The organism is Neokomagataea anthophila, from assembly GCF_018122595.1.
Classification (GTDB): domain Bacteria; phylum Pseudomonadota; class Alphaproteobacteria; order Acetobacterales; family Acetobacteraceae; genus Gluconobacter; species Gluconobacter anthophilus.
In genome coordinates this window covers 113,538-127,711 of the sequence record NZ_JAGRQH010000002.1, presented here as the reverse complement: position 1 = coordinate 127,711, position 14,174 = coordinate 113,538, and the positions used below count along the sequence as shown (strand labels likewise).

12 protein-coding genes are annotated in these 14,174 nt (G+C 56.4%); all 12 read right to left on the bottom strand.

Going from position 1 to position 14,174, the window contains the following annotated elements; translation table 11 throughout:
* Nucleotides 1–3: 3 nt before the first annotated feature.
* Nucleotides 4–906: an outer membrane protein assembly factor BamD gene (locus KB213_RS03450; protein ID WP_211680678.1), complete on the bottom strand. Its 903-nt coding sequence runs from the start codon at nucleotides 904–906 to the stop codon at nucleotides 4–6.
* A 67-nt stretch (nucleotides 907–973) separates the two neighbouring features.
* On the bottom strand, nucleotides 974–1,993 hold the full coding sequence (gene lpxC, locus KB213_RS03445) for a UDP-3-O-acyl-N-acetylglucosamine deacetylase (RefSeq protein WP_211680677.1): 1,020 nt from the start codon (nucleotides 1,991–1,993) through the stop codon (nucleotides 974–976).
* 112 nt (nucleotides 1,994–2,105) lie between these two features.
* Nucleotides 2,106–3,677, bottom strand: coding sequence for a cell division protein FtsZ (gene ftsZ / locus KB213_RS03440; protein ID WP_211680676.1), 1,572 nt, complete (start codon nucleotides 3,675–3,677; stop codon nucleotides 2,106–2,108).
* A 61-nt stretch (nucleotides 3,678–3,738) separates the two neighbouring features.
* Nucleotides 3,739–5,130: a cell division protein FtsA gene (gene ftsA / locus KB213_RS03435; RefSeq protein WP_211680675.1), complete on the bottom strand. Its 1,392-nt coding sequence runs from the start codon at nucleotides 5,128–5,130 to the stop codon at nucleotides 3,739–3,741.
* Nucleotides 5,127–6,077 carry a cell division protein FtsQ/DivIB gene (locus KB213_RS03430; RefSeq protein WP_211680674.1) on the bottom strand — a complete coding sequence of 317 codons (951 nt, stop codon included), beginning with the start codon at nucleotides 6,075–6,077 and terminating at the stop codon, nucleotides 5,127–5,129. Before KB213_RS03430 ends, ftsA begins: the two co-directional genes overlap by 4 nt.
* Complete coding sequence (locus tag KB213_RS03425) at nucleotides 6,077–6,988, bottom strand: D-alanine--D-alanine ligase (RefSeq protein ID WP_068168838.1); 912 nt, start codon at nucleotides 6,986–6,988, stop codon at nucleotides 6,077–6,079. Before KB213_RS03425 ends, KB213_RS03430 begins: the two co-directional genes overlap by 1 nt.
* Nucleotides 6,985–7,944 carry a UDP-N-acetylmuramate dehydrogenase gene (murB, locus tag KB213_RS03420; protein ID WP_211680673.1) on the bottom strand — a complete coding sequence of 320 codons (960 nt, stop codon included), beginning with the start codon at nucleotides 7,942–7,944 and terminating at the stop codon, nucleotides 6,985–6,987. Before murB ends, KB213_RS03425 begins: the two co-directional genes overlap by 4 nt.
* Nucleotides 7,941–9,374 carry a UDP-N-acetylmuramate--L-alanine ligase gene (murC, locus tag KB213_RS03415; RefSeq protein WP_068168844.1) on the bottom strand — a complete coding sequence of 478 codons (1,434 nt, stop codon included), beginning with the start codon at nucleotides 9,372–9,374 and terminating at the stop codon, nucleotides 7,941–7,943. The genes murB and murC overlap by 4 nt, the downstream gene beginning before the upstream one ends.
* 52 nt (nucleotides 9,375–9,426) lie before the next feature.
* Nucleotides 9,427–10,524 carry an undecaprenyldiphospho-muramoylpentapeptide beta-N-acetylglucosaminyltransferase gene (gene murG, locus KB213_RS03410; protein ID WP_211680672.1) on the bottom strand — a complete coding sequence of 366 codons (1,098 nt, stop codon included), beginning with the start codon at nucleotides 10,522–10,524 and terminating at the stop codon, nucleotides 9,427–9,429.
* The gene (locus tag KB213_RS03405; RefSeq protein WP_211680671.1) at nucleotides 10,521–11,732 is read right to left on the bottom strand and encodes an FtsW/RodA/SpoVE family cell cycle protein; all 1,212 of its coding nucleotides are present in this window, start codon (nucleotides 11,730–11,732) and stop codon (nucleotides 10,521–10,523) included. Before KB213_RS03405 ends, murG begins: the two co-directional genes overlap by 4 nt.
* Nucleotides 11,733–11,735: 3 nt before the next feature.
* On the bottom strand, nucleotides 11,736–13,076 hold the full coding sequence (gene murD, locus KB213_RS03400; RefSeq protein ID WP_211680670.1) for a UDP-N-acetylmuramoyl-L-alanine--D-glutamate ligase: 1,341 nt from the start codon (nucleotides 13,074–13,076) through the stop codon (nucleotides 11,736–11,738).
* On the bottom strand, nucleotides 13,073–14,164 hold the full coding sequence (mraY, locus tag KB213_RS03395; protein WP_211680669.1) for a phospho-N-acetylmuramoyl-pentapeptide-transferase: 1,092 nt from the start codon (nucleotides 14,162–14,164) through the stop codon (nucleotides 13,073–13,075). The genes murD and mraY overlap by 4 nt, the downstream gene beginning before the upstream one ends.
* Nucleotides 14,165–14,174 lie beyond the last annotated feature (10 nt).

Sequence of the window (14,174 nt, the reverse complement as noted above, 5' to 3'; positions counted from 1 at the left end):
ATATTAGAAAACGCTGTGCCAAGCGCGGGAGAAGAAACCACGCTGTGCATCGGTTTTTTGTTTGCTTGCAACGGGTGTCTTCATGTCATTGGACAGGAGGCCCGCATCGCGCATATCGGCATAAGCGTCATGGTACCATGTGCTGTCGGGATAGTTGTATCCCAGCACGGAGGCGGTTTGTTGCGCTTGGTCCTTCAGGCCGAGAGCGAGATAAACTTCCACCAAACGTTCCAGCGCTTCGGCTGTATGGTTGGTTGTTTGGAAGTCTTGAACAACGCGCTGATAGCGGGTCATGGCAGCTTCATAATTGTGTTGCTGTTGGTACCAACGGCCGACCAGCATTTCTTTACCGGCAAGGTGATCACGGCAAAGGTCAATTTTCAGCTGAGCATCACGAGCGTAAGACGTTTGTGGGAAGCGCGTAACGACTTCTTCCAACGCATTGAGCGCTTCAACAGTGCCTTGCTGGTCACGCTGTACGTCTGCAATTTGCTCATAATAGCACAGTGCACGCAGATAGAATGCGTAGGCTGCGTCGGGGCTCGTCGGATGCAACTGCAGGTAACGTTCGAGTTGTTGAACGGAAAGAGCGTATTCCCCTTGTAGGTAGTAGGAATACCCTTCCATTAACTCGGCATTACCGGTGAAGCCGGAATAAGGGTAATTTTGCTGCAACAGCTCAAACTCACCCGAGGCGAGTTGGTAACGGCCTGAGTGCAGTGCGTCGATCCCGTAATTATATAATGTCTCGGCATCGGCTGCTTTGGGAATCGCAGCCGGTCCGTCTTTGTGTGAAAACAAAGAACAGCCAGACAGAAGCAGCGCAGCGCCAATCATGGCCGCGCTGCGGGGGAACCTACGCTCTGTGAGCGTGAGAGAAAAACGACGCTGTGTGCTGTTGGTCATACCTGCTCTTCCCGTGGAGAGTGTCTTATATCACGGGATCGCGCTGACGAAAGACCCGTAAGCTGCCTTAAGCGGCAACATAAGAGGGTTGAGTGCTTTTCGTGGGGCGTGTTGTGGCGATTGGTTGCAAACGCCAGTTGCGCTGGTCGGCAAAAACAGCCCGTAAAAGTTGATTGTTAATGCGGTGACCAGATTTATGCCCGATGAAGCCCCCTTGGATAGGGCGGCCTGCGCAATAGAGGTCACCAACGGCATCCAGCAGTTTATGGCGTGCAAATTCGCGCTCAATGCGTAAGCCTGCGGGATTGATGACGCTCTGCCCATCAACCACGACGGCATTGTCTAAAGAGCCGCCACGGGCAAGGCCAATGCTTTGTAAATGCTCAATATCGGAACGGTTTACAAAGGTGCGGCAGAAAGAAAGCTCATTGATAAAGCGATCGGCTGTAAGTTGGATGGCATAGCGTTGAGTGCCGATCGCTTCAGCGGAAAAGCTCAATGAAATTGCAAGTGCAAGCCCCTGGTGGGCGGGCCGAAGCTCTGCGAAAGCGCCGTTATCATCCTCAACGCGGACGGGGCGGAGAATTTCGATTGTGCGGCGCGGAGCCTCTAATATGCGGGTGCCTGCGCACTGAATGAGAAAGCAAAATTCTGCCGAGGAGCCGTCTAAAACAGGCATTTCGGGGCCAGAAACCGCGATGATGGCATTATCAATGCTGAGTGCGGAAAGGGCGGCCATGAGATGTTCGATTGTTGCCACGCGGACTTCGGGGTTTTCATCCCAAGCGACCACAGTTGAAAGGCGCGTATCAATAATCGTGTCAGGACGGACAGGAAATGCCGGTGTTTCGGGGAGGTCCGTGCGCAGAAAGCAGATACCCGTATGTGCCGGGGCTGGGCGCAGCTCTAATGTGACGGTCACACCACTATGGAGCGCAATGCCGCGGCAGGTAATGGCATTGGCGAGAGTGGTTTGTCGGGCTGGTGGCGTGCTTTGAACTGATGCGGGTGTATCAGACGTAAGAAAAGACGGCAGAAGAGAAAGGTCTGTCGCTGTTTTTGCGTCTTGAAATCCTGTCACCTGCATCTGTCCCTTTACTGTGGTTCCGGGCGATGAACGCTCGGTCAGTGTCTCATATAAGGGCAGATGCAGGGCAGGCTCCAGTCAATGATTATTGCCGTATATTACGCAGTATGTTTCAGCGGCGGAGATAGGTTGGGATATCCAACGTGCCATCGTCAGGCGAATCGGATGGGCGTGGACGCTCAGGTTGCGGCTCGTGGCGTGCTTGTTGAGGTTGTGTGTGCTCAGGTGCTGATGGCTCGGTGCGTTGTGCGGGAGCCGGTGGAGCAGCAGGGCGGCTGCGGAACGCGCCCGTGACCAAACCGAACAGGCTGCGCGGTTGTGCTTCCGTTTGTGGCTGCTGGGGAGCGTTCGTAAAGAGCGCAGAGTGATGTGAGCGGTTTTGTTGCTCTTGTTGGGGCGCGGCTTGTGGGGCCGGGTGCTGTGTATGTGCAGGCTGAGCCGGAGCGGAATGCGCTTCATGCTGCGGGTTGTAGGGTTGTTCCGCTGGTGGTGGAGCCGTGTGTTGGTGCGCGGCCTGCGGGTCTATATTAAAATTTGGCCGTGCACCTCCGGCATAGGTTGAGCCTGGTGCGTAAGAGCCAGGCGCACGCTGTGCAGCAGGCTGAGGTGCTGCGCTTGCTGGTGCGGGGTTTTGGGCCGGAGCGGCTTGTGTGTTCTGTGTCGGTGTTTCTTGGCTTGCTGCTGTTGCGTTATGTGCCGCTTGTGCATCAAGGCCAGTGGCTACGACGGAAACGCGGATACGGCCATTCAGGCTCTCATCAATGAGGGCACCGAAGATGATATTTGCGTCTTCAGTGACTTCTTCGCGGATGCGGTCAGCAGCTGCATTGACTTCATATAGGGTAAGATCTTCACCACCCGTAATATTAATCAACAGGCCGCGCGCGCCTGCCATAGAAGCATCTTCCAACAATGGGTTGGAAATAGCACGCTCAGCGGCAGCAATGGCGCGGTCTTCGGCATCATCGGCACTGGAGGCTTCGCCTGTGCCCATCATGGCTTTGCCCATGTTTTCCATGACAGCTTTGACATCGGCAAAGTCGAGGTTGATCAGGCCGGGTGAGACCATAAGGTCTGTAATGCCGCGAACGCCCATATTGAGGACGTTGTCAGCCATTTGGAAGGCTTCACGGAAGGTCGTATTTTGATTGGCGGAGTTAAAGAGGTTTTGGTTCGGAATGACGATGAGGGTATCAACGTGCTTCTGAAGTTCGGCAATGCCACTATCAGCCAGTGTAGCGCGGCGGCGCCCTTCGAAGTTGAAAGGTTTGGAAACGACGCCAACGGTTAGAATGCCGCGTTCGCGGGCCATGCGTGCAACAACGGGAGCAGCACCCGTGCCCGTGCCGCCGCCCATGCCTGCGGTAATGAAGATGAGATTTGCACCTTCTAGTTGGCGATCAATCTCTTGTGCTGCTTCTTCTGCAGCTTCACGGCCAATTTCCGGCTTGGCACCTGCACCGAGACCACGGGTCAGGTGTGGGCCGAGTTGCACCCGGCGCTCAGATTTGGAATGGGCAAGCTGCTGCGCATCCGTATTGGCAACAACGAACTCGACGCCTTTGAGGTCGGAGGCGATCATGTTGTTGACCGCATTGGTGCCGGCTCCACCGACGCCAATCACGGTAATCCGTGGAGCGAGTTCGACATGCGAATTAGGGGTCGGGGTCAGGTTCAGTGTCATGCTCGGATCCAGAACTTCAGTAAAAGGCGCCAGTAGCGGAAGTTATACACAAATCTTTAGCCTATCCGCGATCACGGATGAAGCCTACAAGACGTTGGAAAAGGGTATTTGGTACTGTTTCTGTAACAGGAGCATTGCCGAAACTGCGGTCAGCGCCAGCAGCCCATGCTAAAAGTCCAGAAGCAGTCGAGAAACCAGCAGATGCTGCGTCATTTTCAGGCAAGCCATGGACGTTTAATGGCCGACCTAAACGAACGGAGCGCCCGAGGATGCGGCTCGCAACGGGGACGAGGCCTTCCATTAAGGAAGCGCCCCCTGTCAAAACGACTCGGGTATTTGCCATTCCGCCAAGACCGGAAGTGTCGAGGGCGTTACGAACTAACTCGAGTGTTTCGGCGATACGGGGCTCAATGAAGCCGACCACTTTGGCGCGTGGAATGCGTGCTAAGCGGTTAGGGCCTTCACCGATTAAAGGAATGGAAAGCATCTCGCGTTGGTCATCAGAGCCAAGCTGAGCGGCGCCGTACAGTGTTTTCAGTCGCTCTGCGGTATCAAGTGATGTTGAGAGCGCACTGGCAACATCTCGTGTGACGTGAAGCCCACCCACAGGAATTTGTGCCACATGCAGCAGGCGCCCTTCCATGAAAACAGAAAGAGACGTGGTGCCTCCCCCCATTTCAACAACCGTAACACCGAGATCACGCTCTTCATCGCTGAGAACGGATAAGGCAGAGGCAAATGGGCTGGAGACTAAGCCATCAAGGCGAAGTTCAGCACGTTGCAGGACCGTATCTAGAGTGCGCAGGGCACTAGAGTGCATGTCTACGACATGGAAGCGGGCTGATAACTCCGTGCATTGATGGCCACGTGGGTCCGTTACGCCAGCCATGCCGTCAACTAAATATCCCAAAGGCAGGTTGTGGATAATGGACCGCCCCTCAGCCCAAGCGAGTGCCTTGGCTTCTGTGCGGAGTTGATTAACATCATGCGCGGTGACCTCACGCCCGCCGATGGGGAGGCGAACGTCGATCCAGCGGCTTGCTGGGTGGCCACAAGAGAGATTGACGGTCAGGGCATCCATACGCTTTTCAGCGGCATCTTCGGCTTGACCAACGGTGGCGCGGACTGCGGCTTCAGCCTCTCGGATATCTACAATCGAGCCTGAACGAATGCCATGGGAGCGGCGCCAGCCATGCCCTAGGATACTGAGACTGCCATCGGCTTCACCCCGTCCGATGAAACAAGTCATCTTGGTGCTGCCAATATCCAGTACGCCAAAGGTACCAGAGCGCCACGCTGGGGTTGGGCGTGTCTCTTCGGGGGGAAGTGTAAGAACGCCGCGCGTGTCACGACTGTGTGCAACGGTATGTTCAGGGGTAGAAAGGGCGCGCCCGCGGAGGCCGCCTCTACGCCGGAAAAAAGAATGCTCGGAGCCGGGGATAAGATCGGTCATTGCGGCTTTGTCTGACTGTCGCCATTTGTGGCGGTAGGCTGTGCAGGAAGGGGCGGCTGATGAATGACCATGCGGTCCGGCAGGCGCATATCGATAGAAACGACAGGGCGGTCCAGTAGTTTCATAGTGTTTTGAAATTGTTCAAGACGTGCAAAAGCAGGTTTTTCTTCGTCTTCTGGAAGCAATACTGTGGTGCCATTACGCAGAACAGCATCCCATCTGCGCTCTCCAACGCGTACAAAGGCCGTTATACGGTTTTGTATGTCTGGGAAGGGTGTCAGTGCATCCAGCAAGTCTGCCGCGGCACTATTGGCTCCGTCGCCTACGATGAGTGGTAACGTGCGTAGCATTTGTGGGTCTTGCCCGACAATGCCTTGGTCTGAGACGGTGTCTCCCGCACGATTGATGAGCGAGAAGTGGTCGTGATTTTGCCATACGGCGACAGGCACGCGCTCCGTCAAGTTGACAATGACGGTATCGGGAATGCGGCGTTCTACCGTGGCTTGCTCGACTAATGGCAGGGCATTTACCCGTGCGCGGGCGGCTTCAACGGAGAAACCAAAAAGAGGCTGCCCGACGGATGTTCCTAACGCATTTTCAACCGCTTGCTGGCTCGTGATATGGCGGCCATTGACGATAATATGGTGAATGGGCAGCGGCTCCATCGCCACGAGGCGCGCGCGTAACGGAGCAAAACGTTCTTCCGATGCGGTGATGTGCAGAAGGTGCACGGCGCCGCCTGCGAGCAAGAGTACAGTGAAAATGACAAATCCCGGGCGGATGAAGCGCTTGAAGCGCCGTAAGGCAAGCTTCAGACGGGAAGGGCGGTCTTCACTGGGGAGGTATGGCCTGTCATGCGTTCGGTCGATATGTGGCGCATCATGGCCTCGCCAAGGATCTGGCGAAGATGGCGGTATAATCGGACCGTGGCGCGGATCACGCTGCATTAGTGCTTCAATGCCTCATTGATCATCCAGTCGCAGAGTTCTGGGTATGAAATGCCACAATATGCTGCTTGTTCTGGCAGAAGTGATGTCGGTGTCAGGCCAGGTTGGGTGTTGACCTCAAGAATAATCAGTTGATCTTGCGTGTCATCATAGCGAAAATCTGTCCGGCTTGCGCCACGGCAGCCGAGGACTTGATGGGCGCGCAGGGCAATATCAAGGGCTTTTTCTGTCACGGCTAAAGGCACATCAGCGGGGAGGACGTGTCGGGAGCCACCAGCTTTGTACTTGGCGTCAAAATCATAAAAACCAGCATTCTCGGCAGGAAGAATATCGGTCAAAGCTAAGGCGCGGTCCCCCATGACGGCGGTGGTGAGTTCTCGGCCGGGAATGAATTGCTCGACTAGTGCTTCGGTGCCAAAGCGCCAGTTGCGTGCGATTTCAGCGCGGCGGTTATCGCCTTCACGGATGATCTCGACGCCGACGGATGACCCTTCTGCAATAGGTTTGACGACATAAGGGGTGGGGAGCGGGTCAGCGGCCTCAAGTTCGGTCATGGAAACAACTTTGCCCGGTGCAACGGGTAGGCCAGCTGATGCGAGCAGGAGACGTGTGGCCTCTTTATTCATCGCTACGGCAGAGGCACGAATACCGGAATGGGTGTAAGGCAGACCAAGCCATTCGAGAACACCTTGGATCGCTCCATCTTCTCCCAACGGCCCGTGTAGGGCATTGAAGACCACATCCGGTTTGGCAGCACGTAGGGCTTGTATGGTTACAATTAAGTCAGGCCCGACATCTACGGGGGTGACATCATGGCCTTTTTCACGCAGCGCCGTGATAGCAGCTTCGCCGCTGACAAGGCTGACTGGGCGTTCGCTGGAGGTGCCGCCGTAGAGAACCGCAACCTTCATGATGTCTGTCCTTCTTGTGCCGCGCTATCTTGTCTTGCATTGGTGTGGCGGCCAATGCGCTTAATTTCCCAGTGGAGGTCTACGCCGCTATGGGCCAAGACGCGTTGGCGCACGGTTTCGCCGAGGGTTTCAAGGTCTGTGCTGGTGGCGGTGCCGAGATTGAGCATGAAATTGCAGTGTTTCTCGCTCATTTGCGCACCGCCTTGGATCAGGCCACGGCAACCGGCTTCATCAATCAGTGCCCATGCTTTGTGACCATCCGGGTTGCGGAAGGTTGAGCCGCCCGTGCGGGCACGAACGGGTTGAGAGGCCTCACGTGAGGCTTTGATCTCATCCATGCGTTGGCGAATATGGGCAGAGTCCCCGGGGGTAGCTCGCAAACGTGCGCGCAGAACCACGGAGCGTTCGGGTAATGCGGCGTAGCGATAGGCGAAGGCGAGGTCCGCTGCCGTGAGGCGTTGGACTGTGCCATCGGGGCGCATAATCTCGGCCCAATCTAGAACCGTGGCAATATCGGAACCATAGGCACCAGCATTCATGCGGACTGCGCCGCCAATGGAGCCGGGAATGCCGCTTAAGAATGCCAAACCATCAAGGCTAGCGGATGCCGCATGTTCGGCCACGGTGATGTCGAGTGCTGCGGCACCGGCGATAACGCCGTCTTGTTCAACGATGACATCAGCAAAGCCACGGGCCAATTTGACGACAACACCCTCAAGCCCGCCATCGCGCACGATGACGTTAGAACATGCGCCCAGAAGGGTGAGGGGCGTTGTGTCTGGCAGGTTGCGCAGAAGTGTTGCGAGGTCGTCTTGGTCTTCAGGGACGAAGAGCCAATCGGCGGAGCCGCCGGTTCGGAACCAGCAGCGTGGCCCGAGGGGCGCGTCCGCTTTGAGGCGGCCACGCAGGTTTTGTGCAAAAGCGGGGAGAGGTGCGGTGCTATCAGGCGCCGTCATGCCGGATTGGCCTTTTGTGGGGTGGTGTTAAGGGCAGCAAGCTGTTCTGGCAGAGTTTGTGCCCATTGTGTGATCGTGCCTGCGCCAAGGCACACAACGTAATCACCAGGCTTAGCAATCGCGTTGATCATTTCGGGCAAGAGGTCCGGGCTGGGGAGAGGCACGGCGGAACGATGGCCGTTATCGCGCAGCCCTTCGACCAAGGCATCGCGGTCTGCACCGTCAATGGGGCTTTCCCCCGCAGCATGGACATCAGCAACAATCACAGTATCAGCATCGTTCATACAAGTGCAGAATTCGTTAAAAAGTCCCTTAAGACGTGAATAACGATGTGGCTGTACCACGGCAATAACGTTTTTTGCATCGGCTTGGCGTGCGGCTTTGAGTACGGCGGCGATTTCAACCGGGTGATGGCCGTAATCATCAATAATCGTGATGCCATTATGCTCGCCAGTTTTTGTAAAGCGGCGTTTGACGCCACGGAAAGAGGCGAGACCAGACGCGATTACAGAATCGCTAATTTCCATTTCAAGCGCGACAGCAACGGAAGCGAGAGCATTCAAGACGTTATGGTGGCCCAGCATCGGAATCCGGAACGGTCCTGCGCGGCGGCTTCGGTTGCGCGTACGATTGGTGACGACGACCTCAAAGGTGGAGCCACGTTTGTCCATGACCACCTTTTCTGCGCGGACATCGGCTTGTGGGCTGAAGCCATAGGTAATGACGCGGTGGTCTGACAGGCGCGGGATCATTTGCTGAACTTGTGGGTGATCCACGCAGAGCACGGCAAAGCCGTAGAATGGAATGTTGGACACGAACTGGTCATAGCCTGCCTGCATGGCGGCTTCGGTGCCCCAATGGTCTAGATGCTCTGGGTCCATATTGGTGACAACGGCAATGACGGCAGGAAGGCGCAGGAAGGAGCCATCGCTCTCATCCGCTTCCACAACCATCCAGTCACCAGAACCCATGCGTGTATTGGTGCCGTAGGCTTCGATAATGCCGCCATTGATCACGGTTGGGTCGAGGCGGGCTTGCTCTAAAACGCACGCAACAAGACTGGTGGTGGTGGTTTTGCCATGTGTGCCACCAATCGCGATGGACCAGCGTAGGCGCATCAGTTCCGCCAACATTTCAGCGCGGCGTACAACGGGGATCAGTTTGGCGCGTGCTGCGACGACTTCTGGATTGTCACGCTTTACGGCTGTGGAGGTAACAACGACCTGTGCATCGCCAAGGTTATTGGCATCATGACCAATATGGATGGTGATGCCCGCTTGGCGCAGTCTTTGAACATTGGCGCTTTCTGCAATGTCAGAACCCTGCACTTTATAACCAAGCATGTGCAAAACTTCAGCAATACCGGACATGCCGATACCGCCGATACCGACGAAGTGGAGGGTTCCGATGTTAAGAGGCAGCGCGCGCATGGGAGGCAATACTTTCAGGTCGTCTAAGGGGCGGTGGTCAGGAAGGAAAAAGTTAGGTTGGTAGTGAGGCGATAATGAGGTCAGCAACACGGGCAGCGGCATGGGGCGTGGCAAAAGATTGCGCGGCTTTTGCTGCTGCGCTGAGTTGTTCTGGGTGTGTAAGTAACGTCATTAAACGTTCCGTCAACAGGCTTGGTGTGAGGCTTGGTTGCCGGACCATCCATGCACCTCCTGCGCGTTCAAGGGCTTGGGCGTTCGCGCCTTGTTCGTCAGATGCTGCAATGGGAAGGGGGACGAGGAGGGATGGACGCCCTGCCATAGCCAATTCCGCTACGGAAGAACCGCCAGCCCGACCGATGACCAGATGCGCATCTTTCAGGCGTTCGGGTACGTCATGAAAAAAGGAGGCGACGTGACAGGAGACGCCGGATTGTGTGTAGAGCGCTTTCACGGTGTCTAAATCGTTCCCTCTGACTTGTTGGGTAACGTGTAGACGGGTGCGAAGTTCGTCTGGCAAGGCGGCAATGGCTTGCGGGACGAGCGTTGAGAAGACGGAGGCCCCGAGTGATCCGCCCCAGACCAGAAGATTAATCTTGTCTGTTGGTGGTGTGTAGGGCGTGCCGAATAGCGCCTCAATGCCGGGGCGTACAGGCATGCCGGTTTGTCTATGGGCAACATCAGAGGGAAGGCGAGCAACGCTTTCGTAGGATGTGGCAATGACTGGATTAAAGCGTGCGATGAGTGCATTCGCCTGACCTAAAACGGCATTACCTTCATGAATGACCATGACTGGGCGTTTGGAGGCTGGAAGCAGGCGGGCCGCGAGGAGTGGTGGGATGGAGGGATATCCACCGAAGCCGATAACTGCGGCTGCATTCAAAGTGGAGAGGTGTTTACGGGCTGTGATGATGCCGCGTAGCAAAGCTGTACCCCCACGGATTTTGGCACCAAGGCCTTTGCCTGCAATGCCTGCGCCATCGAGAACATATTGGGGGCGATCTGCGAACAGGCCTGTCTCTCGGCGGCCGTGGCGGGCATCCGTCATGAGGATGAGTTCATAACCACGTTCAGCGAGAACCGTGGAGACGGCTTCTGCGGGGAAAAAATGTCCGCCAGTTCCACCAGCAGCAATAACGATGGGGCGTGTCATGACCTACGTCCTTCGATCAAAGGGGCCTCTTGGAGAGGTACGTCGTTTAATGGGGCATTTGCCGTCTGGATGACTTTGCCTTGTTTCGTATGATGGCGGGTAAGGGCAAGGACCATACCCATAGTCAGCGCAACGGACATGGCTGAACTACCACCATAAGAGATGAAAGGTAGTGTCATGCCTTTGGTGGGGATGAGGTGAAGCGTCGATCCCATATTCACGAAGGCTTGCAGGCCAAAACCCGTTACGAGACCGGATGCGGCAATGATGATGAAAGGGTCATCTTCGCGCATGGCTTTGAGCAGGGTGCGTAAAACGATGGTGCCAAAGACGGCGATGATGCCAACACAAAGCACGAGGCCATATTCTTCCCCAGCAACGGCAAACACAAAGTCTGCATGGGCATCTGGCAGCATGTCTTTCACGCGGCCTTCTCCCGGACCGCGTCCTGTGAGGCCACCATTACCGAATGCCCGCAGAGCAGTATCAATTTGGTAATGATCGCCGACATCAGGGTGCAAGAAGCGTTGAACACGTGAGCGGACATGGGGGAAGCTGATATAGGCCATGCCAAAGGCCACCACCATGGAGGCCACGCAGCCTGTGACCCAATAGAGCGGTAAGCCATCCACAAATAATTGGGTCATGAAGACCATGGTGATGACCGACAGCATGCCGATATCGGGCTGGGATTTGAGCAGGGCCAGAATGATGCCGAAGCCGATAAAGGCCAGCAGCATGCCGGGGAATGCGATATTGCCACGGAGAACTACGCGGCGCCGAGCGGAGAGCAGCCATGCGGTGACGACTGCAAAGCATGGCTTGAGAAACTCAGAGGGTTGTACGGACATGACTGGAAGAGAAATCCAGCGCCGGGCGCCCTTAATTTCCATGCCGTGCACAAGGGTCATGGCTGTGGCGCCGAGAGCGACAATGCCGCCGATCAAGGCAAGGTCACGTATCGCACGGCGTGATAGGGTGGAGGTGATCAGGACGATCAGCCCGGCCAAGGTGAGGAAAGCCACTTGCTTGAAAATGAACATATCCCGCGATGCGCCGATACGGGACGCAACAGCCGGGCTCGCGGCAAGCATAAGGATATAACCCAAGCCGATGAGGATACCGACACAGCCGAGCGTGACCCGGTCTAGGTTACGCCACCAGCGGCTGGCAGCGCGTGTATCAATGCGGGATAGCTCCCTTTTCATGGCTTAAATGATCTCGCCTTCATGAGAGGGGGATATGTTTTTTGCAAGGGCTGCGCAGGCTTGTTCGAACTGTGTGCCGCGGTCTTCAAAGCTACGAAACTGGTCAAAGCTCGCACAAGCTGGGGACAGTAAAACGGTTGGAACGCTTTGCTCACGCGCCGCGGCATACGCGTCCGGCACAGCGCGGTCGAGTGTCTGGCTGATCGTGTAGGGCACGCTGTGTTCGTCCAATGTTTGGGCGAGGAGCGGGGCATCATGCCCGATCAGAATGGCATGAGAGACGCGGTTGAGCCATGGGCTTAGGCTGCTGATGCCGCCAGACTTTGCCTGACCGCCAGCGATCCAAATAACGCGTGGGTAGGCATCCAGTGCTTTGGCGGTCGCTTCGGCATTGGTGGCTTTGCTGTCATTGACGAAGGTAACGCCATGCAAGGTACGAATGGCCTGTAAGCGATGTGCGAGGCCCGGAAATGTGGCGAGGCCACCGCGGATCAGATCGTCGCTGAGGCCAAGATGTTTGGCCATAGCCCAGACCGTGGCGATGTTTTGTCGGTTATGTTGCCCTGGGAGTGCGGGCGCAGAAAAAGGCGGTAATGCTTCTGGCGCGAGGCGATGCGTGGGGATGCCACGTTGTTCAACCTCGTGCGTGATGGTGCGGCAATACGTATCGTCTTGGCTGATCACGGCGAGGTCATCAGCGGTCATGCGGTCAAAGACATGCGTTTTTGCGGTGGCATATCCGGCCATGTCCCCGTGGCGGTCCAGATGGTCAGGGGTGAGGTTGAGCAGGCACGCGGTATCAGCGTGGAACGTCTGTAGCCGTTCCAGCATATAAGACGACATTTCGATAACATAGACGCCATCATCGCTGAGTAAAGGTAGCGCGAGAGACGCTGTGCCGAGATTGCCACCAGCGGCGCATGGGCGCCCTGCTTGGGTCAGAATATGGGCAAGCAAAGCCGTCGTCGTGGATTTACCGTTCGTGCCGGTAATGGCGGCGAAACGTGCTTTTGAGCCAGTACGGCGCACAGCTTGGAATAAGAGGTCTGCATCCGACAGAATGGGGATGCCAGCTTCTTGCGCTAAAAGTGCTGCGGGGTGTGGCTGCGGGAGATGATGGGGAATACCCGGAGAGAGCACAAGTGCCGTGATGCCATCGAGTGACGTGATGGGCGCGACGGTGAGGCGCTCATGTTCCGGAAGGGATGGGTTTTTATCATCCCATGCTTGCACGCTCGCCCCCATAGACAGCAGCGCTGCGGCAACGGCTGCACCGTTACGGCCGAGGCCTAGAATGGCGAATTTTTCGCCCGCGAAGAGGGTGGAGGGGAAGGAGTTGCTCATCGGAGTTTCAACGTGGCCAGGCCGCACAGGCCGAGTACGATGGAGACAATCCAAAAGCGGATCACGATGGTGGGTTCTTGCCAGCCTTTTTTCTCAAAATGGTGGTGCAATGGGGCCATGAGGAAAACGCGGCGGCCCGTACGGCGGAACCAGAAAACCTGAATAACAACGGAGAGCGTTTCCGCAACGAACACACCACCGACAAGGCACAAAACCAATTCATGTTTGACAGCAACGGCGATGGAGCCGAGTGCCCCACCGAGGGAGAGCGACCCTGTATCGCCCATGAAAACAGCTGCCGGGGGAGCGTTGAACCATAGGAAGCCGAGGCCCGCTCCAATGAGGGCTGAGCAGAAGACGGCGAGTTCACCTGTGCCGGGAACGGGGTGCAGTTGCAGGTAATCGGCAAAGACATGATTGCCGACGAGGTAAGCGATCAGCGCAAAGACCAACGATGCGATGACGACGGGAACAATGGCGAGGCCATCAAGCCCATCGGTGAAGTTCACAGCATTACCGAAGCCGGTAATGGTGATCATGGCAAAGAGTGGGAAGGCATATCCCAAAGGTAGCAGGAGGTCTTTTACGAAGGGAAAGGCGACGGCGTTGCGGATTTCCGGCGGTGTTAAATGTTGCAGCCAGATACCCGCCAAAAGAGAGGCGGCAAATTCACAGCCAAGGCGCATGCGTTTGGAGACGCCTTTGGTGTTGCGACGTGAGAGTTTCAAATAATCATCTGCAAAGCCGACCGCACCGAATGCAGCGGTTGTGAGCATAACGCCCCATACGAAACCATTGGTGAGGTCTGCCCAAAGCAGGGTCGAGGTGAAGAGAGCAATGAGAATAAGCATGCCGCCCATGGTGGGGGTACCTGCTTTTTCAATGATATGGCGCTCTGGGCCGAGGCTGCGGATGGGCTGGCCACCGCGCTGGATGCGTTTGAGTTGGGCGATGAAAGGTCGGCCCAGCACAAGAGAAATGACCAAAGCCGTGAGGCAGGCCCCGCCGGAGCGGAAGGTCAAATAATGGAACAGATTTGCCAGACCGCCATGCGAGGGCGCGTGCGAGGCGATCAAATTAAAGAGCATCGAGCGGGTA

What these genes read in the sequence shown, in the direction of transcription:
- KB213_RS03450 (WP_211680678.1), bottom strand. Translation starts at nt 906, where the DNA reads ATGACCAACAGCACACAGCGTCGTTTTTCTCTCACGCTCACAGAGCGT.
- lpxC (WP_211680677.1), bottom strand. Translation starts at nt 1,993, where the DNA reads ATGCAGGTGACAGGATTTCAAGACGCAAAAACAGCGACAGACCTTTCT.
- ftsZ (WP_211680676.1), bottom strand. Translation starts at nt 3,677, where the DNA reads ATGACACTGAACCTGACCCCGACCCCTAATTCGCATGTCGAACTCGCT.
- ftsA (WP_211680675.1), bottom strand. Translation starts at nt 5,130, where the DNA reads ATGACCGATCTTATCCCCGGCTCCGAGCATTCTTTTTTCCGGCGTAGA.
- KB213_RS03430 (WP_211680674.1), bottom strand. Translation starts at nt 6,077, where the DNA reads ATGCAGCGTGATCCGCGCCACGGTCCGATTATACCGCCATCTTCGCCA.
- KB213_RS03425 (WP_068168838.1), bottom strand. Translation starts at nt 6,988, where the DNA reads ATGAAGGTTGCGGTTCTCTACGGCGGCACCTCCAGCGAACGCCCAGTC.
- murB (WP_211680673.1), bottom strand. Translation starts at nt 7,944, where the DNA reads ATGACGGCGCCTGATAGCACCGCACCTCTCCCCGCTTTTGCACAAAAC.
- murC (WP_068168844.1), bottom strand. Translation starts at nt 9,374, where the DNA reads ATGCGCGCGCTGCCTCTTAACATCGGAACCCTCCACTTCGTCGGTATC.
- murG (WP_211680672.1), bottom strand. Translation starts at nt 10,524, where the DNA reads ATGACACGCCCCATCGTTATTGCTGCTGGTGGAACTGGCGGACATTTT.
- KB213_RS03405 (WP_211680671.1), bottom strand. Translation starts at nt 11,732, where the DNA reads ATGAAAAGGGAGCTATCCCGCATTGATACACGCGCTGCCAGCCGCTGG.
- murD (WP_211680670.1), bottom strand. Translation starts at nt 13,076, where the DNA reads ATGAGCAACTCCTTCCCCTCCACCCTCTTCGCGGGCGAAAAATTCGCC.
- mraY (WP_211680669.1), bottom strand. Translation starts at nt 14,164, where the DNA reads ATGCTCTTTAATTTGATCGCCTCGCACGCGCCCTCGCATGGCGGTCTG.